We start from the raw sequence: 24,772 nt of genomic DNA on the forward strand, positions 1-24,772 counted from the left end.
CCGCTCGCGGAGGAGGAGCGGGGTGCCCGGGTCAGGCGTTCGCGAGCACGGCGCGGGCGACGGCCTCGGCCTTCGCCGCGTCGCCGGTGACGGTCACGCGCCACCACACGTCGTCGGCGAGCGCGTCGATCTCGCAGACGCCCGCCGCGCAGCCGGTGAGGGCCTTCTCGCCGAAGCCGTCGAGCGGCTCGAGCGGGATCGCCAGGCCCGAGGTCAGCGAGAGGTTCCGCCAGCCGTCGTCGCCGTTCGGGAGCGCGTCGACCGTCACGCCCGAGTAGGCGGCGCTGGAGGCGTCGCTCCAGCTGCAGGAGGCGTACCCGGCCCGGGCGGCGGCAGCGGCCGACGCGGTGGTCGGCGTCCCGGTCCCCGTCCCCGCGGTCGCCTGCGCGAGACCGGCGGCACCGGACAGCTGCTCGGCCGTCAGGACCTCGGTGCAGACGGGCGCCGTCGCGGTGACCGGCTCGTCGAGGGTGCCGAGCGCGGCGGAGGCGGTGCCGGTCGCCAGCGCGGCGAGGTCGACGGCCGCGGGGGCGCCGCGCAGCTGCAGCGTCACCCAGGTGGCGCCGGCGAGCAGGTCCAGGTCGCAGCTGCCGTCGGTGCAGGAGCCGTAGGCCTCGACGGCGGTCTCGAGGCGCGGGCCCGGACGGCCGGCGAAGGCCTCGGCGGCGTCGTCGACCGCGGCCGCGGTGATCGAGGCGTCCTCGTCGTACCAGGCGCAGCGGAGCACTCCGCCGTTCTCCTCCGCGGCCTCGCGGATCAGCTCGCCCGAGGAGCGCGTCGTCACCTCGCGGCTGCCCTCGAGAGCGCTGCGGGAGACCCCCAGCGCCGAGGCCGCCCGCGTGGCGGGGAGGAGGGAGTCGCAGCCCAGGCGGGTCGAGGCCGTGGGCGTGGGCGAGGGCGTCGGAGTCGCGGAGGGAGTCGGAGCGACGGTCTCGGACGCCGACGGGGTGGCCGCGACGTCCGAGCGTTCGGCCGACGTGCAGCCCGTCAGCGCGACGAGAACGGCGAGCGCGGCGCCGACCGTCGCCAGGCGCGGGAGGCGGGCCCTCACGCGGCCAGCTCGCGCTCGATCGCGGCCGTGAACGCGTCGATGTCGTCCTCCGTCGTGTCGAAGGAGCAGACCCAGCGGACCTCGCCGGTCGCCGGGTTCCAGTCGTAGAAGCGGTAGGCGGCGCGGAGCCGGTCCGCGACTCCGGGCGGCAGCGTCGCGAACACCGCGTTGGCCTGGGTCTGCTGCGTGAACTCGAGCCCGGTGATCCGGCCGGCGGCGATCGCCTCCTCGAGCCCCGAGCGCAGGCGCGCCGCCATGGCGTTCGCGTGCCGGGCCGAGCGGAGCCACAGGGGCTCCTCCTCGCCGCCGTCGCCGAGCAGGGCGAGCAGCTGCGCCGAGATGAAGCGCATCTTGGAGGAGAGCTGCATGTTGGTCTTGCGGAGGAAGGTCAGCCCGGTCGAGGCCGCGGGGTCGAGCACGACGATCGCCTCGCCGAGCAGGATGCCGTTCTTGGTGCCGCCGAACGAGAGCACGTCGACGCCCGCGTCGGTCGTGAAGGAGCGCAGGGGCAGGCCGAGGGCGGCCGCGGCGTTCGCGATGCGCGCCCCGTCCATGTGCAGCCGCATGCCGAGGCCGTGCGCGTGGTCGGCGAGCGCGCGCACCTCCTCCGGGGTGTAGACGGTGCCGAGCTCGGAGGACTGGGTGATCGAGACCACGAGCGGCTGGGCGCGGTGCTCGTCGCCGAAGCCCCACGCCTCCTGGTCGACCAGCGCCGGGGTCAGCTTGCCGTCGGGCGTGGGGACCGTGAGGATCTTGATCCCGCCGACCTTCTCCGGCGCTCCGCCCTCGTCGGAGGTGATGTGCGCGGTGCCCGCCGAGACGACGGCGCCCCACCGCGGCAGCATCGACTGCAGGCCGGTGACGTTGGCGCCCGTGCCGTTGAAGACGGGGAAGGCCTGGGCCTGCTCGCCGAACTCGCGGCGGAACGCCTCCTGCAGGCGCTCGGTGTAGACGTCCTCGCCGTAGGCGATCTGGTGCGCTCCGTTGGCCGCGGCGATCGCGGCGAGGACCTCGTCGTGCACTCCGGAGTAGTTGTCGGAGGCGAAGCCGCGGACGTCGGGATCGTGCAGAGCGCTCATCCCTCCATCTTCGCAGCCCGCCGCCCGGAGGAGCCCCGGAGGCGCCCGCCGAGACACCCCTCCTGCCTCCCGCATGTTTCGGGCAGGTGAAAGGACGACGACCCGAAAGCCGATCTCCGTCAAGAAGTTGGTATCGGCTGGGAGGCAGGCCACTCTTGACGTATGCGCATGGACACGACGGGAGCTGTCCGCGACATGCCCGCCCCTCCCGGGGTGGACGAGATCGCGGCTCGCTTCGGCGATCCCGTCCTCGCGTTCGCGCCCCAGCCGAGGCTGGAGGAGTTCGCCGCGGCGCAGACGATGGCGCTCGGCCGCTTCGTCGAGATCTCGCTCTCGTACTCGTTCTACAAGAACCCGCGCAACCGCGCCGACCCCGTCAACCACGTCCCGCTGACCCCCGAGCAGAAGCGCGCGATCGAGCGCGCCGAGAACGACCACCTGCCGCCGTGGATGGTCGACCAGGTGACGCGGATGCGGTACCCGGTGCTCTGGGAGGCGGTCCGCACCTCCGTGCCGATCCCCGCCGAGCGCAGCCGGCCCCTGGAGTCCCGCCTCGCGGCCCACATGGGCGACGTGCTCCGCAACACCTTCCCGGGCCGCGTGCGCAGCCGCCGCGGCGGGATGCCGGTGGTCGCCGCCGCCCTCCGCGACGAGGACGTCGTGCGGGGCGTCCCGGTGATCGTGGACGGGGAGGCGCTGCGCGGCTACCGCGTGGACACCGATCCGGACGTGGTCGCGATCGGCGCCCGCGTCGACGGCCGCTACATGACGGTCGTGCTCGACCGGAAGATCGTGCCGGAGATCCGGATGGAGTTCGTCCGCCGCACCCCGCCGCGCCCGGCCTCGAGCCAGTCCCGGCGCTGACCGCCCGGCCGACCGCTCAGGGGCGCCCCGGTACCGCGATCCCGTGCTCGTAGGCGAACACGACCGCCTGGATCCGGTCGCGCACGCCGAGCTTCATCAGGATCTTCGAGACGTGCGTCTTCACGGTCGCCTCGCCCACGAACAGCTCGGCCGCGATCTCGGCGTTCGACCAGCCCCGCGCCAGGTGCACGAGCACCTCCCGCTCGCGGTCCGTCAGATCGGCCACTCCGGAGTGGTCGGCGGCGGCCGGCGTGCGCTCGGGCACGGACGCGAACCGCTCGATCACGCGCCGGGTGACGTCGGGGGCGAGCATCGCGTCGCCGCGGGCGACCACCTGCACGGCCTCGACCAGCTCCTCCGGCGACGCGTTCTTGAGCAGGAACCCGCTGGCGCCGGCCGAGAGCGCCTCGAAGAGGTAGTCGTCGCGGTCGAAGGTGGTGAGGATGAGCACCCGCGAGCACAGGCGCGGGTCGGCCACGATCTCGCGGGTCGCGGCCAGGCCGTCGAGGCCGGGCATCTGCACGTCCATGCAGATCACGTCGGGGCGCAGCTCGGAGGCGCGCTGCAGGGCCTCGAACCCGGTGCGGGCCTCGCCGACCACCTCGATCCCCGGCTCCGACTCGAGGATGATGCGGAAGCCCACGCGGACGAGCTCCTGGTCGTCGACGAGCAGCACGCGCACGTGCTCGGTCATGGGCGGCCCCCGCTCGCTCGCTCCTGACGCCCCCGCGACGTCTCCGACGACGGTACCGGGTCGTCGGCGTCCGGCACGCTCGCCCGGACGGGGGACAGCGGCACCCGGGCGTGCACGAGGTACCCTCCGCCCCTCGGCCCCATCTCGATCCAGCCGCCGACCGCGGCCGCGCGCTCGCTCATGCCGGTGTGCCCCAGTCCGCAGGAGGCGGGAGCGCTCGGGTGCGGGCCGGACCCGCCGTCGTCGGCGATCTCGAGCTCGACCGCGTCGGGGGCGTAGCGGAGGCGCACCTCGGCGTGCGCGCCGCGCCCCGCGTGCTTGCGGACGTTCGTGAGCGACTCCTGCGCGATGCGGTAGAGGCTGAGCCCCACCGTCGCGGGGATCTCGCGGGGCGTGCCGAGGGTGAGGAAGACGGTGGGCAGGCCCGACCCGCTGGACGCCGCGACCAGCTCCTCGAGCTGGGCCACCCCACGGGTGGACGCGGCGTCGGTGAGCGGATTCGGCACCGCGTCCTCGGCGCGCAGCGCGACCAGGATGCGGTGCAGCTCCTCGATCGCCGAGCGCGCGTCGCCCTCGATGGCGCTGAGCGAGGCCGCCGCCCGCTCCGGATCCCGCGCCAGCACCCGCCGCGCCGCTCCCGCCTGCACGCCCATCACGCTGACGTGGTGCGCGACCACGTCGTGCAGCTCGCGCGCGATCCGCAGCCGCTCGGAGGACACGGCCTGCCGCGAGGAGCGCTCCCGCTCGTCGTCGAGCTCGGCCGTGCGCGTCTCGAGCGCCTCCAGCCGGCGGGCCGACTGCCACGACGCCTCGCCGAAGACGTAGGCGCTGCCGAAGTAGAGCAGGTTCGACACGACCGCGAGGGCCGACTCCGCCGCGTAGGGCGAGAGCAGGCCCGGGGAGTCGTCGACCGGCACGGAGCTGCCGAAGTACTCGCCCGTGGCGAGGGTGGTGAGCAGCCAGCCCAGCATCCCGACCGCGATCGCCACTCGGACGACGAGCGCCGTGCGCCGGTTCCGGCCCCACGCGCCGACCGTGTAGAGCGCGAGGAACAGGCAGATCTGGCCGAAGAGCGACTCCGGCACCTGGAGCACGATCCCGAGCGCGTAGACGACGGAGAGCCCGGCCGCCACGCTCGCGGGGAACCGGCGGCGCAGCGCGAGGGGCAGGGTCATCAGGACGGCCCAGTGGGCGCTGACGACGGGGTGCGCCGCGTCCGGGAAGCCCGCCGAGGAGTACAGCGCGACGGAGACGATCGTCGCCACCAGCAGGATCCCCGCGGTGACCGCGTCGCGCACGTATCCGGCCCGGCTCGGCGCTCGCCGGATCCAGCCCGCGTCGAGCGGGTCCGCGGCTCCGTCACCTGAGGGCATGCGCCCCACGCTAACCGACGCCGGTCGGACGGGGCCCCGGGAGGCGGAGGAGCGCACCGCGCCGCCTCCCGGGCGCGACGTCAGTCCCGGCCGGTGATGCCCCGGGTCGAGGCGATGACGTCGCCCATCTTCCTCCCGAGGGCCTCGTAGAACATCGACAGCGGGAACTCGTCGTCCAGCACCGCGTCGGTGAGGCCGCGCGGGGCGCCGAGCAGCACCTCGTCCGGGAGCCCGCGGGCCCAGGCGGAGGCGGGGTGCGGAGTGAGAGTGGCCGCGATCAGCTCGTGCGCGGCCAGCCAGTGCGCCGTCTTCGGCCGGTCGATCGAGCGCCAGTAGAGCTCGTCGATCGCGTCCGAGAGGGCGACGACCACGTCGGCGACGCCGTCCCACTCGAACGCCAGCCGGGTGTCGGTCCAGTGCAGGACGCCGTGCTGGTGCAGCCAGGCGAAGAGCAGCTGGCCGCCGAGGCCGTCGTAGTTGCGCACCCGCGACCCGGTGAGCGGGAAGCGGAAGAGCCGGTCGAACAGGATCGCGTACTGCACGAAGCGCGAGCGCTCGGCCAGCGCCTCCTCCTCGTCGTCGCGGCGGTCGAGCGCGCCGAGGCGGCGCTCGATGGCGACGGCCTCGCGGAAGGCGGTGAGGTCGCACCGCAGCTCCTCCAGCGAGTAGAGGAAGAAGGGCATCCGCTGCTTGATCATGAACGGGTCGAACGGCAGGTCGCCGCGCATGTGGGTGCGGTCGTGGATGAGGTCCCACATCACGAAGGACTCCTCCGCCAGGCGCTGGTCGGCCAGCAGGCGCTGCGCGTCCTCCGGGAGCTCGAGACGGGTGATCCGGGCCGCCTCCGTGACGACGCGGCGGAACCGGGCCGCCTCGCGGTCGGCGAAGATCGCGCCCCAGGTGAAGGACGGGACGGAGCGCATCGCGACCGTCTCGGGGAACAGCACGGCGCTGTCGGTGTCGTAGCCGGCGGTGAAGTCGACGAAGCGCACGGGCACGAAGAGGGCGTTGGAGTAGTCCCCCGCCTCCAGCTCGGCGACGAACCGCGGCCAGACGACCTCGACGAGGACGGCCTCGACGTGGCGGTCGCGGCTGCCGTTCTGGGTGTACATGGGGAAGACGACGAGGTGGCGGCGGCCGTCGACGCGCTCGAGCTGCGGCTGGAACGCGGTGAGCGAGTCGAGGAAGTCCGGCAGGCCGAGGCCGTCGGCGCTCCAGCGCTCGAGGTCGACGACCAGCGCGTCGAGGTACGCGCCGTCGTGCGGGAACGCGGGGGCGAGGGTGCGGACGCCGGCGACGATCCGCTCGACGAGGGTGCGCGCCTCCTCGAGCCTCTCGGGCCCGGCGAGCGAGCCGTCCTGGGACTGGAGCGGCTGCAGCGCGGCGGCGGCCGCCTTCAGGTCGAGCCAGGCGGCGGACTCCTCCACGCGGTCCTCGACGACCTCGGGTTCTCCGACGACGGTGCTCTGCACGGCTTGCGACATGGTGATCCTCCTCACGCTGGTGATACGGGGCTGCAGGAGCGGAACGCGCTCCGACTCCGAGCGTATGGGCTCGTGCGCGCGCTTTTCTTGCGTCTCAGCGGAGCGAAGCGGCGATCTCGCGGGGGCGGGCGCACGTCTCCGCCGCCCCTCGGAGGCCCCGCGGTCAGCGGCTGCCCAGGTGTTGTGCAGGTGCCACCCCCCGTCCGGGGCTAGATTCCTCACCGCTTCCGTTTCCCTCCCCTGATCGGGTCGAAAATGGGGCGACACCGTGTCCGCATCCCGAGTGCGGAGACATCCGATCGGACAGGCGCGCCGAACACCCTGGCGGCGCGCTCGATCGGCGAGCCATCCTGAGAGAGAGGATCGGAGCGCGTGACGGGACCCGAACCCGGAAGCGACCAGAGAACAGCCAGCATCGACCACCACCCCGAGAACCTCCGCCTGCTCCCCTGGCCGCAGGCGGACGCCTCCGTCCTGCGCGACATCCTCGCGCACGCGGGCGGCGGACTCGAGAGCGAGAGCGAGATCCTCGTGCGCCACGACCGCTACCTGCGCGGTTGGGCGGACGGCGACGCGTTCTTCTACGTGGTCGAGCTGGACGGACTCTCCGTCGGCTCCATCGGCTATTGGTACGGCTGCTCGCGCGGCGTCGTCGCCTACGAGGCGGCGTGGAGCATCGCTCCGCACGCCCGCGGCATCACCGCGGCCTCCGTGCGGATGCTGCTCGAGGAGGCGGCGGCGTTCCCCGTGCCCCGCTTCGTGCACGCCTTCGTGGCGGAGAGCGACCTGGACGCCGGCGCGACCTGCGTCGAGGCCGGCTTCGACCGGATCGACCTCGTCGAGCAGGGCGAGCCGCCGGAGCTCTACGTGGACTGGGCGTTCGACCTGGCCGCCGTGGCCTGATCAGATCCCGTGGCGCTCCAGCCACGGCCGCAGCACCGCGAGGAACTCCTCCGGGTGCTCGAGGCCGGGCAGGTGCGCCGCGTCCTCGAGCACGTGCAGCTCGGCACCGCTCACCTCGGCGGCGAGGTGCTCGCAGACCGGCAGCGACTCCGAGAGGTCGTGCGCGCCCGCCACGACGAGTGTCGGCACGGCGATCTCCCCGAGCCGCTCGCCCGCCGGCCCGGAGGGCTCGATCGGGCGGGGGGCCTCCTCCTCGTGGCCGACGCCCGTGAGCGCGAGCTCCCGGACCCGCGCGAGGAACTCCGGAGCGACGTCGTCCGCGGAGTGGTCGGGACCCACGGCCCAGAGCTCCGCCTCGACGATCGCCGCGGCCTCCCGCTCGCCCGCGAGCTCCAGCGCCTCGACCTCCCCGAAGCGGCGCTCCTCCTCCGCCGTCAGCGCGGGGTAGTCGAAGCCTGCCAGGCCCGGGGCGATCACGACCAGGCCGGTCACCCGCTCCGGATGCTCGAGCGCCAGGTCGAGCGCGAGCGTCCCGCCCCGCGAGCAGCCGACGACCACCGCGCGCTCGACCCCGAGGTGGTCGAGCACGTCCAGGGCGTCCCGGCGCGGGTCGTACTCCACGTCCTCCGTGCTCGTTCCGCCCGCGCCGCGGACGTCGTAGCGGACCACCAGCCGGTCGCGCGAGAGGTCGGGGACGAGCGGGTCCCACATCCGCAGGTCGGCGATGCCCGCGTGCACGAGCAGCAGGGCGGGCGCGGAGGCGTGGCCGTCCGCCTCCCAGTGGAGGCTCGCGCCGGGGACCTCGAGATGCGGCATGCCGCACACCGTAGGCGCGTCGCGCCGGCGCTGCAACGCCCCGGCCACTGCCTAGGGTGGAGGCGCGACAGCGGACGGGCCGCGGCGGGGAGGCGGCGGCGTGGAGGGCGTGCTCACCGGCTTCTCGATCATCGGGGTCGTCATCGCGGTCGGCTACCTGATCGCGCGGTTCCGGATCGTCCCGCCTGAGAGCCGACTGATCCTGTCGCGGATCGCCTTCTTCGTCACGACGCCGGCGCTGCTGTTCACCGTGCTGTCGCGGGCCGACGTCTCCGTCCTCTTCTCCTCGTTCCTCCTCGTCTCGCTCCTGACGGTGCTGACCGTCGCCCTGCTCTACGTGCTGGCCTCGCGGCTGCTCTTCCCCCGCCCGCTGCCGGAGACGGTGATCGGGACCGCGGCCTCCTCCTACGTCAACGCCAACAACATCGGGCTGCCGGTCGCCATCTACGTGCTGGGCGATCCGCAGTGGGTGGCCCCGACACTCCTTCTGCAGCTGATCGTCCTCGCGCCGACGATCCTGACGCTGCTCGACGTCTCGACGAGCGGGCGGACCTCGGTCGGCGCGATCCTCACGCAGCCGCTGCGGAATCCGATGATCATCGCCTCCGCCCTCGGCCTCGTCGTCGCCCTCACCGGCGTCGAGCTGCCCGCGCCCGTGCTGCAGCCGTTCTCGATCATCGGCAACGCGTCGATCCCGCTGGTGCTGATCGCCTTCGGGATGTCGCTGCGCGGGCAGCGGCCGCTGGAGGCGGGGCCGGCGCGGGTCGAGGTGGTCGTCGCCTCCGTGCTCAAGTCGCTGGTGATGCCGGCGGTCGCGCTGCTGCTGGGGCGCTTCGCGTTCCACCTCGACTCCGAGCACCTCTTCGTGGTGACGGTGACCGCCGCGCTGCCGACCGCGCAGAACATCTTCACCTTCGCCTCGCGCTACGACCGGGGCGTCGCCGTCGCCCGCGACACGGCCCTCGTGACCACGGTCGCCGCGGTGCCCGTGCTCATCGGGGTGTCCCTCCTGCTGGGCTGAGCGGAGCAGCATCCCCGGCTCCCGCTCGGGCCCGGCGGAGGCGCCGGACGGCCCGCGCATCCGCGTCGCGTGTCCCTCGTCCTGGGACGGGGCCGGTGGCGCGGGCCCGGTCGCACTCCGCCGACCGTCGCTTAGGCTCTCTCGAATGAGCACCACCACGTCCGCCGACCGCTCCACCCGCGGCAGGCCGCGCCGCCGTCGCGGCCTCTGGATCACGCTGATCGTCCTCCTGGTCCTGCTGATCGGCGCCGTCGTCGCGGTGCTCCTCGGCGTGCGCACCTACGACAAGGCGATGACCGTCCGCGACAAGCTGACCGAGGCGATCCCACTGGTGTCGCAGGTGACGGACAGGCTGACGACGTTCGACACCTCCGGTGCGGAGGAGACCGCGGGCCGGATCGCGACCCTCACCGGCGAGGCGCGCGACGAGACCGAGGACCCGGTGTGGCGGGTGATGGAGGTGGTGCCCGTCCTCGGGCCGAACCTGTCCGCGGTCCGCGCCGCGACCGAGATCGCCGACGACGTCTCCGGCCGGATCGTCACGCCGCTCTCCACGACCTCGCTCGACATCCTCAAGCCCGTCGACGGCAGGGTCGACCTCGCGGCGATCACCGAGCTCTCGCAGAAGATCACCGTCGCCAAGGAGGTCGTCGACGCGGCGCAGACCCGCGTCGAGGGCATCGACCGCGGTGCGCTGGTGCCGCAGGTCGCCTCCGCGCTCGACTCCTTCACTCCGCAGCTGGCCACCGCCACCGCGGCGATGGAGCAGGTCGAGCCGCTCACCGCGATCCTCCCCGACTCCCTCGGAGCCTCCGGCCCGCGCCACTACCTGGTGATGTTCCAGAACCTGGCGGAGTCGCAGGCTCTGGGCGGCGGCGCGTCGTCGGTGATGCAGCTCGACGTCGACGGCGGCGCGATCTCGATCGGCCGTCAGCTGGGCAGCGGCGACTTCCGCGGTCTGGCGCCCGTCACCGTCGACCAGAGCGCGCTCGACACCATCGGCGAGAACATGGCGACGACCTTCAACGTCTCGACCAGCCGCCCCGACTTCCCGACGGCCGCCTCGATCGCCTCACAGTTCTGGGCGCAGAAGTTCCCCGAGCAGAGGATCGACGGCGTCCTCGCGATCGACCCCGTCGCCCTCTCCTACCTCCTCGGCTCGACCGGGCCGGTGACCCTCACCGACGGCACGGTCCTCACGAGCGAGAACACCGTCTCGACCCTGCTCAACGAGGTCTACTTCCGCTACCCGGAGTCGGTCGTGGCCGAGCGCACCGACGAGTTCTTCTCGGAGGCGAGCGCGACGGTCCTGGGCAAGATCCTCGGCGGGGAGATGGAGCCGACGAAGATGCTCCCGGCGATCGTGAAGGCGGTCGACGAGAGCCGCATCCTCGCCTACAGCTCCGACGCCGACGAGCAGGCGCTCCTCGCGCCCACGCCGATCGCGGGGGTCCTGCCGCAGACGACGACCGACGGCACGACCACCGGAGTGTTCTTCCAGGACGCCTCGGGCGGCTCGAAGATGGACTACTACCTGAGCACGGCGGTCACGCAGTCGAGCGCGGGCCGGTGCGCCGCCTCGGGCGCGGTCTTCACCACCTCCGTCACCGTGACCAACACGATCTCGAAGGCGGTCGCTCGGACGCTGCCCGGCTACGTCGCCGCGGCCGGCGGGCGCGGTGCGTACCCCCTGGGCGACTTCGTCACCAACATCTACGTCTACGGCCCTCCCGGGACCACGGTGTCGAGCGCGGCCTGGGCCGACGGCACCGGCTACGGACCCGAGAGCCTCGACGACCTCGGCCGTCCCGTCTCGAAGGTCGCCGTGCAGCTCTCGCCCGGCCAGTCCGAGACGTTCGACGTGCAGTTCAGCGCCGGCGACGCCTCCGGCTTCGGCGACCAGACCGTGCGGGTGACCCCGATGATCAACCCCACCGCGGTCACGCTGAACGACGAGCCCGCCTGCGGCTGACCTCGCCTTCGCGCGCCTCCGGGTCGGTGCTGGACCAGCCCCGAGCACGCCGACCGCTGACGCGCCTCCGGGTCCGTGCTGGACCAGCGCCGACCGCTCCGACCGCTGACGCGCCCCCCGGGTCGGTGCTAGACCAGCGCCGACCCGGGGATCGAGCTCGTCACGAGCGAGGAGGCGAGGAACGCGGTGGCGATGCAGAGCACGAACCCGATGACCGGCACGAGGAACGCGCGTCGGCCCACGAGGTAGCGCACGACCGTCACGGCCACGGCGATCAGCGTCAGCGCGGGCGGCCCGATCAGCGCGATCGAGACGCCCCAGTCGATCCGGTCGAAGTCGCAGGCGAAGTTCTGGCCCTCGCACTGCGCGGGGAAGACCGAGAGGATCGCGGCGAGGTAGCCGAGCACGATCGTGAGCAGGCCGAGGGCGAGGCAGCCGAGGATCGAGAGCACGAGGTCCCAGCGGCGCCGGCCGAGGCGGCCTGGGCCCGCGCGCGCTTCTTCTTCGACGAGGCCATGCTCAGAAGATCATCGGGCGGTCGTCGTCGAGGGTCGTCTCGAGGTCGAGGTCGACCACCACCGGGACGTGGTCGCTCGGGGCGTCGCCCTTGCGCTCGTCGCGGTGGATCGAGGCGCCGGTGACGAGCTCGCCGAACGCGGGGGAGCCGAGCACGAAGTCGATCCGCAGCCCCTCGTTGCGCGGGAAGCGGAGCTGCTTGTAGTCCCAGTAGGTGTAGCCCTCGGGCACGAGCGGGCGGACGACGTCGCGCAGGCCCGCGTCCTCGAAGGCGGCGAAGGCGGCGCGCTCGGGGATCGAGACGTGCGTGGATCCGGGGCCGAGGCTCGGGTCGCCCACGTCGCTGTCGAGCGGCGCGACGTTCCAGTCGCCGACCAGGGCGAGCGGCAGGTCGGGCTCGGCGGCCAGCCACTCGCGGGTGCTCGCCTCGAGGGCCGCGAGCCACTCGAGCTTGTAGAGGTAGTGCGGGTCGTCGACCGCGCGGCCGTTCGGGACGTAGAGGCTCCAGACGCGCACGCCGTCGACCGTGGCGCCGATCGCGCGGGCCTCGAGCGGGTAGGAGCCGTCGGCCGCCGCCTCCTTCGCGAAGCCGGGCATGCCCGGGAAGCCGATCTGCACGTCCTCCATCGGCAGGCGCGAGGCGATGCCGACGCCGTTCCACTGGCTGAGCCCGACCATCTCGACGTGGTACCCGGCGTCGGCGAAGGCCTCGTGCGGGAACTGCTCGGGCTTGCACTTGAGCTCCTGCATGGCGAGGACGTCCACGTCCTCGCGCAGGAGCCAGTCGACGACGCGGCCGGTGCGGGCCCGGATGGAGTTCACGTTCCAGGTGGCGATGCGCATCCTGGAAGTGTAGGAGCCGCCGCCGACACGTCTCCTGCGCGTCCTCCGCGCGTCCCGGCGGCCGCGGGCCGGGGGAGTCATCCCCTCGGCGGATTGCGGAACCGGTGTCGGTGGTCGATGGTTGTCTAGCGCCGTCCCGACCGGCCGTTCGTCGTGCCGTCCGGACGCCGCCGCCGCCCGCGCCGTGCGGGCCCGACGGGCTCTCCGGCGCTCCGCGCTCCCCAGCCCGGTCCCCTCCCCTCCCGCTCCTGCTCCGCCCCTCCGGAGGACCCATGATCCTGCTCCGCCTCGCCTCCGCCTACGCGAAGCCCTACGCGCGCTGGGTGGCCGCCGTCGTCGTGCTGCAGCTCGTCGCGACGCTCGCCGCGCTCTACCTGCCGAGCCTCAACGCCGAGATCATCGACCAGGGCATCGGCCGCGGCGACACCGACTTCATCTGGGGCACCGGCATGACCATGCTCGGCGTCTGCGTCGTGCAGGTCGCCGCGGCGATCGGAGCCGTCTACTTCGGCGCCCGCACCGCCATGTCCGTCGGCCGCGACCTGCGCCGCGACGTCTACCGCCGCGTCGACTCGCTCAGCGGGCTCGAGGTCGGCGGCTTCGGCACGGCCACCCTGATCACCCGCGGCACGAACGACGTGCAGCAGGTGCAGATGCTCGTGCTGATGACACTCAACTTCATGGTCTCCGCGCCGATCATGTGCGTCGGCGGCATCGTCTTCGCCCTGCGCGAGGACGCCGGCCTCTCCTGGCTGGTCTGGGTGTCGGTGCCGCTGCTGTTCGTCGTGGTCGGCTTCCTGGTGTTCCTGCTGCTGCCGCTGTTCCGCCTCATGCAGGACCGGATCGACGGGATCAACAGCGTGCTCCGCGAGCAGATCACGGGCATCCGCGTGGTGCGCGCCTTCGTGCGCGAGCCGTTCGAGTCCGAGCGGTACCGCAAGGCCAACGCGGCGATCACCGAGGTGTCGATCAAGGTCGGCAACATCTTCGTGCTGATGTTCCCCGCGATCATGATGATCCTGCACCTGGCCACCGCGGCCGTGCTGTGGTTCGGCGGGCAGCGGGTCGACGCAGGTCAGATGCAGGTGGGCTCGCTCACCGCGTTCCTGCAGTACCTCCTCCAGATCCTCACCGCCGTGATGATGGGCGTCTTCATGGTGATGATGATCCCCCGCGCGGTCGTCTGCGCCGAGCGGATCCAGCAGGTGCTCGACGCCCGCACCAGCCTCACCACGCCCGAGGGCGGAGTCCCGACGCCCGCGCGCGGCCGCGTCGAGTTCTCCGGGGTCGTCTTCGGCTACCCGGGCGCCGAGCGCCCCGTGCTCTCGGGCATCGACATCGTCGCGGAGCCGGGCCGCACCACGGCCGTCGTCGGCTCCACCGGCGCCGGCAAGACGACCCTGCTCGGCCTCGTGCCGCGCCTGTTCGACCCGCAGGAGGGCACCGTCACGATCGACGGCGTGCCCGTCTCCTCCCTCGACCGGGCGCAGCTCGCCGAGGTGATCGGGCTCGTGCCCCAGCGCCCCTACCTCTTCTCGGGGACGATCGCCTCGAACCTGCGCTTCGGCCGCCCCGACGCGACGGACGCCGAGCTGTGGGAGGCGCTGCGCATCGCCCAGGGCGAGGACTTCGTGCGGAGCAAGGAGCACGGGCTCGACGAGCCGGTCTCGCAGGGCGGCACCAACGTCTCCGGCGGGCAGCGCCAGCGGCTCTGCATCGCGCGCGCCCTCGTCGCGAAGCCGCGGGTCTACCTGTTCGACGACTCGTTCTCGGCGCTCGACGTCGCGACCGATGCGCGGCTGCGGGAGTCGCTGGCCGACGCCACCACCGACGCGACCGTGATCATCGTGGCCCAGCGGGTGTCGACCATCCGCCACGCCGACCAGATCGTCGTGCTCGACGCGGGCCGCGTCGTCGGCCGCGGCACGCACGACGAGCTCCTCGAGACGAACGCGACCTACCGCGAGATCGTCGAATCCCAGCTGAGCGTCGAAGGAGTGTCCTGAGATGGCGCGCACACGCGACACCACCGCCCCCGAGGAGACGACGTCCCCCGAGCCCGAGTTCGAGCCCGGCGAGGGCGACGGCGGCATGTTCGGGGACGGGCCGCCCGCCCGCAAGGCGCAGAACTTCTGGCCCTCGGCCAAGCGCCTCTTCTCGCTGCTCGGCCCCGAGCGCGCCCGGATGGTCCTCGTGGTCGCCCTGGTCTCGCTGTCGGTCGTCCTCACCGTCATCGCGCCCAAGATCCTCGGGCAGGCGATGGACACGATCTTCAACGGCGTGATCGGCTCCCAGCTCCCCGCCGGCGTCCCGCTCGAGCAGATCATCGAGCAGCAGCGCGCCTCGGGCAACGGCACCTTCGCCGACATGCTGGCCAAGACCGACATCGTGCCCGGCGCGGGCATCGACTTCGTGGTCCTCGGCCGCCTGATCATCATCGTGCTGCTGATGTACGTCGTCGCGTCGGTGCTCATGTGGGCGCAGGGCTACATCCTCAACGGCCTCGTGATGCGGGTGGTCTTCGGCCTCCGCCAGGACATCGAGGCGAAGCTCAACCGCCTCCCGCTGCGCTTCTTCGACACCCGGCAGCGCGGCGACGTGATGTCGCGCGTCACGAACGACGTCGACAACATCCAGACCGCGCTGCAGCAGGCCTTCTCGCAGCTGGTGCAGTCGGTGCTCACCATCATCGGCATCGCCGCGATGATGTTCATCGTCTCGTGGCAGCTCGCGCTGATCGCGCTGATCTCGATCCCGCTCTCGGGCGTGATCGCGGGCGTGATCGGCGCCCGCTCCCAGAAGCTCTTCGCCGCCCAGTGGAAGAACACGGGCGCGCTCAACGGCCACATCGAGGAGACCTTCTCCGGGCTCGAGATCGTCCGCGCCTTCGGCCGCGACCGCGAGATGCTCGAGGAGTTCGACCGCCGCAACGACAGCCTCTACACCGCCTCGTTCGGCGCCCAGTTCGTCTCGGGCATGATCATGCCCGCGATGACCTTCGTCTCCTACCTCTCCTACGTGCTCATCGCCGTGGTCGGCGGCCTGCGGGTCGCCTCCGGTCAGCTGACGCTCGGCGACGCGACCGCGTTCATCCAGTACTCGCGCGAGTTCACGCAGCCGGTGACCCAGCTGGCGAGCATGGCGAACATGCTGCAGTCCGGCGTCGCCTCGGCCGAGCGCACGTTCGAGCTGCTCGACGCCGAGGAGCAGGAGCCGGAGACGGCGACCGCGTCGCTCCCGCAGCGCACCGACGGCCACGTGGAGTTCGAGGGCGTCTCGTTCTCGTACGACCCGGAGCAGCCGCTGATCGAGGACCTGACCTTCTCGGCGCAGCCCGGGCAGACGGTCGCCATCGTCGGTCCGACCGGCGCCGGCAAGACCACGCTGGTCAACCTGGTCATGCGCTTCTACGAGCTCACCGGAGGGCGCATCCTGCTCGACGGCGTCGACATCACGAGCCTCGCGCGCGGCGATCTGCGCTCGCGCGTGGGCATGGTGCTGCAGGACGCGTGGCTCTTCCAGGGCACCATCCGCGAGAACATCCGCTACGGGCGCCTGGACGCGACCGACGAGGAGATCGTCGACGCGGCGAAGGCCACCATGGTCGACCGCTTCGTGCGCCAGCTGCCCGACGGCTACGACACGGTGCTGGACGCCGACGGCGGCAGCGTCTCGGCGGGCGAGAGGCAGCTGATCACGATCGCGCGCGCGTTCCTCGCGAACCCGTCGCTGCTGATCCTCGACGAGGCCACCTCCTCGGTCGACACCCGCACGGAGCTGCTCGTGCAGCACGCGATGAACGCGCTGCGCACCGACCGGACCTCGTTCGTCATCGCGCACCGGCTCTCCACGATCCGCGACGCCGACACCATCCTGGTGATGGAGTCGGGCCGGATCGTCGAGCAGGGCGCGCACGAGGCGCTACTGAAGCAGCGCGGTGCCTACTACGAGCTCTACATGACGCAGTTCCGCGGAGGAGGCGACGAGGCGGGCGAGCACGCCGCAGCGGGCGCGCTCCCGAGCGGGGGAGGGGCCGCCCCGTAGAGTAGGCGCGTGACCGACGCACGCCAGCAGCTCATCGAGTACATCGGCTCCGATGCCGTCTTCCATGGGGACTTCACCCTCACGAGCGGCAAGAAGGCGTCGTACTACGTCGACCTGCGCCGCGTGAGCCTCGACCACCGCGTCGCGCCGCTGATCGGGCAGGTCATGCTCGACCTCATCGCGCCGATCGAGCGCGTCGACGCCGTCGGCGGCCTCACCATGGGCGCCGACCCGATCGCCGCCGCGATCCTCCACCAGGGCGCCGCCCGCGGTCTCGCCTACGACGCGTTCGTCGTGCGCAAGGAGCCCAAGGACCACGGCCGCGGCAGGCAGGTCGAGGGCCCCGACCTCGAGGGCAAGCGCGTCGTCGTCGTCGAGGACACGTCCACCACCGGCGGCTCGCCGCTGAAGGCGATCGAGGCCCTGCTGAAGGTCGGCGCCGAGATCGCAGGAGTCGCCGTCGTCGTCGACCGCGCGACCGGGGCCCGCGAGATCATCGAGGACGCCGGCTACCCGTACTTCGCCGCGATCGGTCTGGCCGACCTCGGCCTGAGCTGATGGTCGACGAGGGGGGACGCGGCGGGGGCCCGGGAGTCGGCGAGCACCCGGAGCCGGAGCGCCGCGGGTCCGAGGGCCGCGAGCCCGAGCTTGCCGGATCGGAGACCTCCGAGCCGGAGCGTGCCGAGCCGGAGCGTGCCGAGCCGGAGCGTGCCGAGCCGGAGCGTGCCGAGCCGGAGCGACCCGAGCCGGAGCGTCCCGTCGGCAGCAGCGAGTGGCTGCTCCAGCAGCTCAGCGGCGGCCGCCTGAAGAGCATCTTCGACTCGCCCCGCCCCGTCCCTCCCGTGGAGGAGTCGCGCGCGGAGCGGACGTCCGGTCCTGCTGAGTCCGCAGCCGACGAGGCCCACGCGTCAGCGGAGGAGCGGAGCGTTGCGAGCGACTCGGCCTCCTCCGCCGACGCGGCCGGACCGTCGTCGAGCGACAGCGACAGCGACAGCAACTCCGACACTGCGCCGCGCCGTGCCCCTGCCGCTCCGGTCGGCCTGTGGCCGGGGGAGCCCGTGCTGAGCGCGACGCCCGCCGCCGAGGAGGCCGACGGCGACCTCCCGAAACCCGCGGACGACTCCGCTCGGGTGGAGGAGCAGGACGCCGACGCCGACCGCGGAACGGTCGTGGAGCCGGAGCGCTCCTCCGACCGCGACGGCGTCTCCGCCGAGGGACGGAGCTCTCCGGGCGACGACACGGGAGTCTCCGACACGGGAGCCCGCGCCATGGGAGTGCACGAGGCGGGTGCCCGCGAGACGGGTGTCCGCGAGGCGGGTGCCGGTGGGACGACTGCCCGCGACACGAGTGCCTCCGACGCGGACGTGTCCGACGAGGACGCCTTCGACGCGTTCTTCGCTCCCCTCCTCGACGACGATGCCGACGGCTCCGGCTCCGGCGCCTCCGCCGATGCCGGCCGCACCGAGGTGCACCGCCGCGGGGCGGACTCCGTGCGCCCGGTCCTGCCGCACACCGACCCTCCCGCCGACCTTCCGACCGCCCCCGCCGGGCTGCGCAGCGCCCACCGGCCGGACGACGAGCCCGATGCCGGATCCTCGACCGACGTCGACCCGGCGGGCCGCTCCGGCGTCGCCTCCCCCGCCGACGGACGCCCGGTCGGCGCGACCCCGCCGACTCCGCGCGAGCCGACTCCGCCCGCCGTCTACGAGTGGCCCGACCCGCGAGGGGACTGGGACCAGCCGCCCGTGTGGGAGCAGGTCGTCGCTCCGCAGGACGAGCCCGACGAGGACGGCGGCGACGAGGAGCTGTGGCGCGAGACCGCCGGCGCCTACTCGTGGAACCTCGAGCCGGCCGCCGAGCCCGCCGACCGCGCCGAGCCCGCGCCCTTCCGCACCGCTCCCGCGGCCGCCCACGTCAACGCCGCTCCGCCGCGGAAGCGCCGCTCCGCCCGGTCCCGACCCGAGAGCCGCGAGCGCGACTCGGCGCCCGCCGCAGCGCCCGCGTGGCGCACGCTCAGCCGACGCCGGCTCCTGATCGGCCTGATCGCGGCGGGTGCGGTGATCCTCCTCGCCGGGCTCTTCGCGATCGGCATCGCCGTCGGGAGCGCCGGCGGCCGAGCAGAGCCGCAGGCCGTCCCGGTCGTCAGCGAGACGCCCACGGCGGAGCCGACCCCCTCGCCCACGCCGACCGCGACCCTCCCGACCGTCGGACCGCTGCCCGTCGGCACCTGGGCCTGGAGCGCGCTCCTCGGCGGCGAGTGCGTCGAGCCCTTCGACTCCGTCTGGGCGGAGGAGTTCACCGTCGTGGACTGCGCGGGGGCCCACTCCGCCCAGCTCGTCTCCACCGCGGAGCTGACCGACGCGGTGTTCCCCGGCCAGGACGCCCTGGCCGTCACCGTCTCCTCGCTCTGCCAGGCGCAGGGCGTCGTGGACGTCGCCGCGGCCGAGACCTACGGCGACGTGCAGGTCGCCGGTGCGTTCCCCGTCACCCAGGAGCAGTGGGACGCGGGCGAGCGCAGCTACTACTGCTTCGTCGACCGGGCGGGCGGCGGCGAGCTGACCGGCTCCATCGCCGGCACCCCCGCGGCCTGACGCGCGCCGTCCCTCGGGCCTCGGAGGATGCCGCCGGGCACCGGCCCGGTGCACCCGGCCGAGCCGCGGAGCGCCCAGTAGGATCGCTCGTCGTGCAGGAGAACGAGGCGACCCCCGCGACCGGACCCACCGCCTCCGTGGAGCTCACCACGAACGGCGTCGGCCCCTGGCAGGGGGAGCGGCCCGAGGACGACCGCCTCGACCCGGAGCTGCTGGAGCGCGGCGACGCGCGCAACGTGGTCGACCGCTTCCGCTACTGGCGGATGGACGCGATCGTCGCGGAGCTCGACCGCACGCGGCACCCGTTCCACGTCGCGATCGAGAACTGGCAGCACGACATGAACATCGGCTCGATCGTCCGCAGCGCCAACGCGTTCGGCGCGGAGGGCGTCCACATCGTCGGCCGGCGGCGCTGGAACAAGCGCGGCGCGATGGTCACCGACCGCTACCAGCACGTCCAGCACCACGAGACGGTGGCCGACCTCGCGCAGTGGGCCGCGGAGGCGGACGTGCCCCTCCTCGCCGTCGACAACGTCCCCGGCTGCGTGCCGCTCGAGACCTACCGGCTCCCCGAGCGCTGCCTCCTGCTGTTCGGGCAGGAGGGACCCGGCCTCTCGGAGGAGGCGATCGCCGCCTCGGAGGCCGTGCTCGAGATCACGCAGTTCGGCTCGACCCGGTCGATCAACGCCTCGGCGGCGGCAGCCGTCGCGATGCACGCCTGGGTGCTGCAGCACGTCCGCTTCTGACCCCCGCGAGCCGCGGTGCCGTGTCAGGAACCGGCGCCCGGCCCGCTGCCGGGCCGCCGGGACTCAGACCGCCGAATCCGGCGGGAACTCCGACTCCAGCGGCTCCGACGACAGGAGCTCGTGCACCCCGCTCAGCACCTCGTCCGGGCGGAACGGGTAGCGCTCGATCTCGGCCTCGTCGCTGATCCCCGTCAGCACCAGCACGGTGTGCAGGCCCGCCTCGATGCCCGCGACGATGTCGGTGTCCATCCGGTCGCCGATCATCCCGGTGTTCTCGCTGTGCGCGCCGATCTTGTTCATCGCCGAGCGGAACATCATCGGGTTCGGCTTGCCGACGACGTACGGATCCTTGCCCGTCGCCTTCGTGATGAGCGCCGCGATAGCCCCCGTCGCCGGGAGCACGCCCTCGGCGCTCGGCCCCGTCGCATCGGGATTGGTGACGATGAAGCGCGCACCCGCGACGATCAGGCGGATCGCCTTCGTGATCGCCTCGAAGCTGTAATTGCGGGTCTCGCCCACGACCACGTAGTCCGGCGCCGTCTCCGTCATGATGAAGCCCGCCTCGTGCAGCGCGGTGGTGATCCCCGCCTCGCCGATCACGAACGCGCTCCCGCCCGGCTTCTGCGACGCGCAGAAGTCCGCCGTCGCCAGAGCGCTCGTCCAGATCCGCTCCTCCGGCACGTGCAGCCCCGACCCGCGCAGCCGCGCCGCCAGATCCCGCGGCGTGAAGATCGAGTTGTTCGTCAGCACCAGGAACGGCGTGCCCGAATCGGTCCACTCCTGGATCAGCTCGGGCGCGCCGGGGAGCGCCTTGTTCTCGTGCACCAGCACGCCGTCCATGTCCGTGAGCCAGGCCTCGACTTCACTGCGGTTCGTCGCCATGGGTCGATGCTATCGGCGGCACCCCCGCGCACGACGGCGACGACCGGCGAACCGCCCGGCTCCCTCCGCTGACGCCCCTGTGGAGGGACGACCGTCGTGCGCCGGACGGCCGGACCCCGGACCCGCACAGCCCCGAGCGGGATAGCCTGGGAGGCATGAGTGGCGAGAACCTGCTGGGCCCCGAACCGACCCTCCTCCCCGACGAGCCCGCGGTCACCGCGGCCCTCGCGAAGCACGCGAACCCGGGAGCCGTCGAATTCGCCGCCCTCGCCGCCGCCCACCCGCGCTCCCCGCTGGCCTGGGCACTGCTCGCCGACAGCGTCTGGGGCATCGACGCGGCCCTCCCCTCCTACGCCTACGCCCGCGTCGGCTACCACCGCGGTCTGGACCTCCTGCGATCCGCCGGCTGGCGCGGCCAGGGCCCCATCCCCTGGCGCCACGGACCCAACCGCGGTTTCCTCCTCGCCCTCTACGCCCTCCGCCGCGCCGCCGACTCCATCGGCGAGACCGAGGAGGTCACCCGCCTCACCCAGTTCCTCCAGCAGGCCGACCCGATCGCCATCGACGAGATCGAGCGCTATCACGAGGACGCGCTTCCCCCCACTGCCGCCATCGTCATCCTCGGCAACGACTAGGCGGCGCCGGGGACGCGGTCCCGGGGGCGTCGGGCTCGGAGGCCGACCCGGAGGGCTTGAGGCGGAGTCGCGATCCCGTCCACCCGCAGTCCTGCGCATCGTCTCCTGTCGGCGTGCCACCCGCCGGCGAGGATCCGGCGGAAGCCCGACCGCTCAGGTCCTCCTCGTCCCTTCCCCTGGGTAGTGTTCGCTCCTGTGACGCTCTTCTCGGACCTCCCCGTCCTTCCCGTCCTCAGGCGCGCACGCGAGCGCGATCGCCTCGCGTCCGCGGAGGCGGGCTGCTGGGCGTGACACGGTCGGCCGGGGAGGCTCCGGTGAGCCGGTGGCGCCTGCGGGTCGCCGGGACCACGGCGGTCCTCGCCTTTCTGCTCCTGCTCGTCTGCGCCGATCCCTTCGGATCGGACTCCTCGCGGCAGTTCGTCCGGATCGCCCGCTCCCATGATCCGACTGGTCTCGTCCACGCCCTGGGTGGAGAAGGGATCGCAGTCTGCGCTCTCGCCTCACCGGCTGCAGCGGCGGCAGCCGCGCTGGTGGCGGCGAGCAGCCGTCGACCCTTCGTCCCCGCACTCGGAGTGCTCGCGCTGCTCGAGGGGGCGTCGACCGTCGAGATGATCGTCACTCCGCCGTCGGTCGGTGGCGTGCTGTACGGCCTCCTCTCGGTTCTCGCGGGCACGGCGGTCGGGGCGCTGGTCGGCACGATCCTCCGACGAGTCGTCCCGAATCGATCCGCCGCACGCTCACTGCGGATCCTCTGGCGCACGTGGCTCGCCGTCCTCCTCGCCGTCGCACTGCTCGCCGCGGTGGCGGTGCCCCTCTTCGTCCGCCCCGTTCTCGATCCCGTGGGGGGAGCCGATGCGCTCGTGGTGCTGGGTCCTGCTACTGATCGCAGGGTCGGCCGTGCGCTCGCTCTGCTCGAGGAGCACCGGGATGTCACCCTCGTGCTCTCGACTCCGCGCCTGGAGAACGGTTCGTTCGCCCGAGCCGAATGCGATGCCGGCGAGGAGGTCAGAGTCGTCTGCTTCACTCCCTCCCCGTTCACTACGGGCGGTGAGATCTCCGAGCTGAACACGCTCTCCTCGGAGTACGACTGGACCTCGGTGGCACTGATGACCTCCACTCCGCATGTGACCCGGGTCCGCACGATCGCGTCTCGCTGCCTGCGCACACCGTTCTCGGTCGGCTCGGTCGACGAGCCGCGGCGGGTGAGCGAGTGGACTCTGGCGGTGGTCTATCAGGTGCTGGCGTTCGGCAAGCTGCTGATCCTGCAATCCTGTGAGAGCGGCCGCTCGTGAAGAAGGATCCGCCCCTTGGGCCCCCCTTCTAGGGGCGGAACCATGGATCCGCGTCGTCGTTCCAGGAAAACGACAGAGTCTCCTCTGCTTCCCTCCGCGGTCGGGGGGTGCGGCCGTCGACAGCCGATGGCGGGATGATCCGAGCATGAGGAGATGACGACGACTCTCGAAACAGGACCCGGATCCCGCCGCACGTTCCTCCGCTACGGAGGGGCCGCGGCCGCGGCCGCCGTCGTCGCCGCACCCGCCGCGGAAGCCGCGGACGAGACTATACCTGCGACCCGCGTCAACGGAATCCACAACTACCTCGAATTCGCCGGGACCACTGACGAGGACAAGCTCCGCGCCGCGATCGACTATTTCGTCGCCGCTCGCCAAGAGGTCACGTTGACGATCTCGAAGAGCTTCAAGATCACGCGCACCCTCGTGATCGACTCCTCGTACATCTCGCTCGAGTTCACCTGCGGTCCGCTGAATGCGACCGCCATCACCAGCGGTCCTGCTCTCACGGTGATCGGCAGTGCCACGTCCGGCTACCCCAACAACAGGGCGGCGATCACCGGACTCCGTCTGCTGGGGCCGGGAGCGTCCGCGACGGCCAGCACCGGAATCCTGTTCAACACCGACAGCACGACTGCCGCCACCACGCGCGGGCTCGGACTCTGGGGCCTGGAGATCTCGGGCTTCGGGACCGGCGTGTCCTTCGAGAACGATGCGTTCCTGATCAGCTTCTACAACTTCCACATCTTCCGCTGCAGGACGGCCGTTTCCATGCCCGCAGGCAGAGTCAACTACGGCGAGAACATCAAGTTCATCGGCGGTGGTATCGGCACCAGCACCCTCGGCGTCTACAACGCCAACCCGAACGGCGAGCTGCACTTCGTCTCGACGTCGATCGACTTCTGCGTGCAGGCCGTGAAGGTCGACGCGGGTCGGGTGATCCTGCACCAGCCGCATATCGAGATCAACGAGAGCGGCGCGAACTCCACGCTCTCGCAGTTCGTCACCGGGTCGAGTACAGCTGCGCAGATCTCGATCTCAGGCGGACACCTCTTCTTCCATCAGGTCCCGGTGGCCAACTACCTCTTCGAGACCACTGCAGGAGGGTGGGGCGGCGGAATCCAGGTCCATCAACTGTCGATGTTCAATACGCAGATGAAATCGGGATATCTCGCCGGTGGCACTGCGAAGGTCCGTATCAGCCAGCACGTCACCTCGGACGGGAACGGCAGCGGTTCGGGGCAGGGGTCGATTCTGCATTCGAAGGCGGCGAACAAGCTCGTCGACGGGAACTTCTCTCTCGCAGCGCCCGTCGACGCGTTCCTCAACGGCGCCGACGCGACGAGCCGCACCACCAGCCCGTCCATGACGCTGACCACCAGCGGCAACCAGCTGCTGATGACCCGAGTGGCCGGCGGTCCCGGTCCGGCGGTCTCCATCGACGTCCCCGTCACAGCGGGGCTGCTGTACGGCGTCGACTTCACCATCGCGGGATCCACGTCGACGGGCACGATGTACGTGTCCGAATCCTTCGTCGCCGTGACCGGCGTGTCCTCGTCGGGGATCCCGATCGTCGCTCGGAGCAGCGCTCGCCCGGTGTCGAATCTCGACCTCGCCGGCGCGAACGCGCAGGCTCCCTTCCGAAAGACCTATCAGCAGACGACCTGGAACCGGGTCGCTCCTGCGTGGGCGACGCACTTCCGGCTGCGGTTCACCTTCGGATCGGTGACAGCAGGAGTGACTCGCTTCTCGGAGATCGTCATCACCGAACTCTGACGGGGGCGGCGGGTGACGGACCTCGAGAAACCCGACTGGTAGCGTCAGACCATCCCTCGCCGGCCGAGGTCGTCCGCTCCGTCGCCGAAGCGGGCGTGTCGCGGTCCGATCACAGGCCGTGGTGCCCTCTCCCAGGTCGTCTCGTGGTGCCCGGGGCGGTCCGCCGAAGAGACGAACGAAGGAGAAGCAC

The 24,772-nt window shown here is 72.3% G+C and carries 21 protein-coding genes; 12 read left to right on the top strand and 9 right to left on the bottom strand.

The genetic code is table 11. The features are described 5' to 3' along the window. Nucleotides 1–31: 31 nt before the first annotated feature. Complete coding sequence (locus C5C35_RS04055; RefSeq protein WP_104262609.1) at nucleotides 32–1,051, bottom strand: hypothetical protein; 1,020 nt, start codon at nucleotides 1,049–1,051, stop codon at nucleotides 32–34. Continuing rightward, nucleotides 1,048–2,130, bottom strand: coding sequence for a low specificity L-threonine aldolase (locus tag C5C35_RS04060; RefSeq protein ID WP_104222816.1), 1,083 nt, complete (start codon nucleotides 2,128–2,130; stop codon nucleotides 1,048–1,050). The genes C5C35_RS04055 and C5C35_RS04060 overlap by 4 nt, the downstream gene beginning before the upstream one ends. 168 nt (nucleotides 2,131–2,298) lie before the next feature. Between C5C35_RS04060 and C5C35_RS04065 the strand changes: the two genes are divergently transcribed. After that, nucleotides 2,299–2,994 (top strand): hypothetical protein, encoded by a 696-nt coding sequence (locus tag C5C35_RS04065; RefSeq protein WP_104225730.1) that lies wholly within the window; start codon nucleotides 2,299–2,301, stop codon nucleotides 2,992–2,994. A 16-nt stretch (nucleotides 2,995–3,010) separates the two neighbouring features. Here the strand turns inward: C5C35_RS04065 and C5C35_RS04070 are convergent, their stop codons facing one another. From C5C35_RS04070 to C5C35_RS04080, 3 genes are all read right to left on the bottom strand, one after another. Beyond that, the gene (locus tag C5C35_RS04070) at nucleotides 3,011–3,688 is read right to left on the bottom strand and encodes a response regulator transcription factor (RefSeq protein ID WP_104262610.1); all 678 of its coding nucleotides are present in this window, start codon (nucleotides 3,686–3,688) and stop codon (nucleotides 3,011–3,013) included. Then, nucleotides 3,685–5,061 (bottom strand): sensor histidine kinase, encoded by a 1,377-nt coding sequence (locus tag C5C35_RS04075; RefSeq protein ID WP_104260958.1) that lies wholly within the window; start codon nucleotides 5,059–5,061, stop codon nucleotides 3,685–3,687. Before C5C35_RS04075 ends, C5C35_RS04070 begins: the two co-directional genes overlap by 4 nt. An 80-nt stretch (nucleotides 5,062–5,141) precedes the next feature. Continuing rightward, entirely contained in the window at nucleotides 5,142–6,545 is a 1,404-nt protein-coding gene (locus C5C35_RS04080) for a DUF6421 family protein (protein ID WP_104262611.1), read from the bottom strand. A gap of 372 nt (nucleotides 6,546–6,917) precedes the next feature. Between C5C35_RS04080 and C5C35_RS04085 the strand changes: the two genes are divergently transcribed. Next, nucleotides 6,918–7,448, top strand: a complete 531-nt coding sequence (locus C5C35_RS04085) for a hypothetical protein (protein WP_104262612.1) — start codon at nucleotides 6,918–6,920, stop codon at nucleotides 7,446–7,448. Here the strand turns inward: C5C35_RS04085 and C5C35_RS04090 are convergent, their stop codons facing one another. Further along, the gene (locus tag C5C35_RS04090; protein WP_104262613.1) at nucleotides 7,449–8,264 is read right to left on the bottom strand and encodes an alpha/beta fold hydrolase; all 816 of its coding nucleotides are present in this window, start codon (nucleotides 8,262–8,264) and stop codon (nucleotides 7,449–7,451) included. Between the two features lie 100 nt (nucleotides 8,265–8,364). On the opposite strand from C5C35_RS04090, the gene C5C35_RS04095 reads away from it, so the two are divergent. After that, complete coding sequence (locus C5C35_RS04095) at nucleotides 8,365–9,285, top strand: AEC family transporter (protein ID WP_104222809.1); 921 nt, start codon at nucleotides 8,365–8,367, stop codon at nucleotides 9,283–9,285. A gap of 145 nt (nucleotides 9,286–9,430) precedes the next feature. Next, nucleotides 9,431–11,257, top strand: a complete 1,827-nt coding sequence (locus C5C35_RS04100; protein ID WP_104262614.1) for a DUF4012 domain-containing protein — start codon at nucleotides 9,431–9,433, stop codon at nucleotides 11,255–11,257. A gap of 128 nt (nucleotides 11,258–11,385) precedes the next feature. Here the strand turns inward: C5C35_RS04100 and C5C35_RS04105 are convergent, their stop codons facing one another. Further along, nucleotides 11,386–11,709, bottom strand: coding sequence for a hypothetical protein (locus C5C35_RS04105; RefSeq protein ID WP_104262615.1), 324 nt, complete (start codon nucleotides 11,707–11,709; stop codon nucleotides 11,386–11,388). Between the two features lie 67 nt (nucleotides 11,710–11,776). After that, on the bottom strand, nucleotides 11,777–12,616 hold the full coding sequence (locus tag C5C35_RS04110; RefSeq protein ID WP_104234384.1) for an exodeoxyribonuclease III: 840 nt from the start codon (nucleotides 12,614–12,616) through the stop codon (nucleotides 11,777–11,779). A 272-nt stretch (nucleotides 12,617–12,888) separates the two neighbouring features. Between C5C35_RS04110 and C5C35_RS04115 the strand changes: the two genes are divergently transcribed. The 5 genes from C5C35_RS04115 (at nucleotide 12,889) to C5C35_RS04135 (ending at nucleotide 19,997) form a co-directional block, all read left to right on the top strand. Then, entirely contained in the window at nucleotides 12,889–14,622 is a 1,734-nt protein-coding gene (locus tag C5C35_RS04115; RefSeq protein WP_104239193.1) for an ABC transporter ATP-binding protein, read from the top strand. A gap of 1 nt (nucleotide 14,623) precedes the next feature. Then, nucleotides 14,624–16,660 carry an ABC transporter ATP-binding protein gene (locus tag C5C35_RS04120; protein WP_104247971.1) on the top strand — a complete coding sequence of 679 codons (2,037 nt, stop codon included), beginning with the start codon at nucleotides 14,624–14,626 and terminating at the stop codon, nucleotides 16,658–16,660. Nucleotides 16,661–16,669: 9 nt separating this feature from the next. Then, a complete protein-coding gene (gene pyrE / locus C5C35_RS04125; RefSeq protein WP_104222804.1) occupies nucleotides 16,670–17,218 on the top strand; it encodes an orotate phosphoribosyltransferase in 549 nt (182 codons plus the stop codon). Beyond that, nucleotides 17,218–19,251, top strand: a complete 2,034-nt coding sequence (locus tag C5C35_RS04130; RefSeq protein WP_104262616.1) for a hypothetical protein — start codon at nucleotides 17,218–17,220, stop codon at nucleotides 19,249–19,251. Before pyrE ends, C5C35_RS04130 begins: the two co-directional genes overlap by 1 nt. Before the next feature lie 92 nt (nucleotides 19,252–19,343). Then, a complete protein-coding gene (locus C5C35_RS04135; RefSeq protein WP_104222802.1) occupies nucleotides 19,344–19,997 on the top strand; it encodes a TrmH family RNA methyltransferase in 654 nt (217 codons plus the stop codon). Nucleotides 19,998–20,060: 63 nt separating this feature from the next. Here C5C35_RS04135 and C5C35_RS04140 read toward each other — a convergent pair whose 3' ends face one another. Next, nucleotides 20,061–20,879, bottom strand: a complete 819-nt coding sequence (locus C5C35_RS04140) for an HAD-IIA family hydrolase (RefSeq protein ID WP_104225721.1) — start codon at nucleotides 20,877–20,879, stop codon at nucleotides 20,061–20,063. A 155-nt stretch (nucleotides 20,880–21,034) separates the two neighbouring features. Here C5C35_RS04140 and C5C35_RS04145 point away from each other — a divergent pair, with 155 nt between their 5' ends. The 3 genes from C5C35_RS04145 to C5C35_RS04155 all read left to right on the top strand — a co-directional run bounded on the left by C5C35_RS04145 (nucleotide 21,035) and on the right by C5C35_RS04155 (nucleotide 24,582). Beyond that, a complete protein-coding gene (locus C5C35_RS04145) occupies nucleotides 21,035–21,514 on the top strand; it encodes a DUF3151 domain-containing protein (protein WP_104225720.1) in 480 nt (159 codons plus the stop codon). 314 nt (nucleotides 21,515–21,828) lie between these two features. Then, complete coding sequence (locus C5C35_RS04150) at nucleotides 21,829–22,806, top strand: ElyC/SanA/YdcF family protein (protein ID WP_104222799.1); 978 nt, start codon at nucleotides 21,829–21,831, stop codon at nucleotides 22,804–22,806. 153 nt (nucleotides 22,807–22,959) lie between these two features. Then, nucleotides 22,960–24,582 carry a twin-arginine translocation signal domain-containing protein gene (locus C5C35_RS04155; RefSeq protein WP_104222798.1) on the top strand — a complete coding sequence of 541 codons (1,623 nt, stop codon included), beginning with the start codon at nucleotides 22,960–22,962 and terminating at the stop codon, nucleotides 24,580–24,582. Nucleotides 24,583–24,772: the final 190 nt, after the last annotated feature.

This window comes from Rathayibacter sp. AY1F8, from assembly GCF_002932165.1.
GTDB lineage: Bacteria > Actinomycetota > Actinomycetes > Actinomycetales > Microbacteriaceae > Rathayibacter.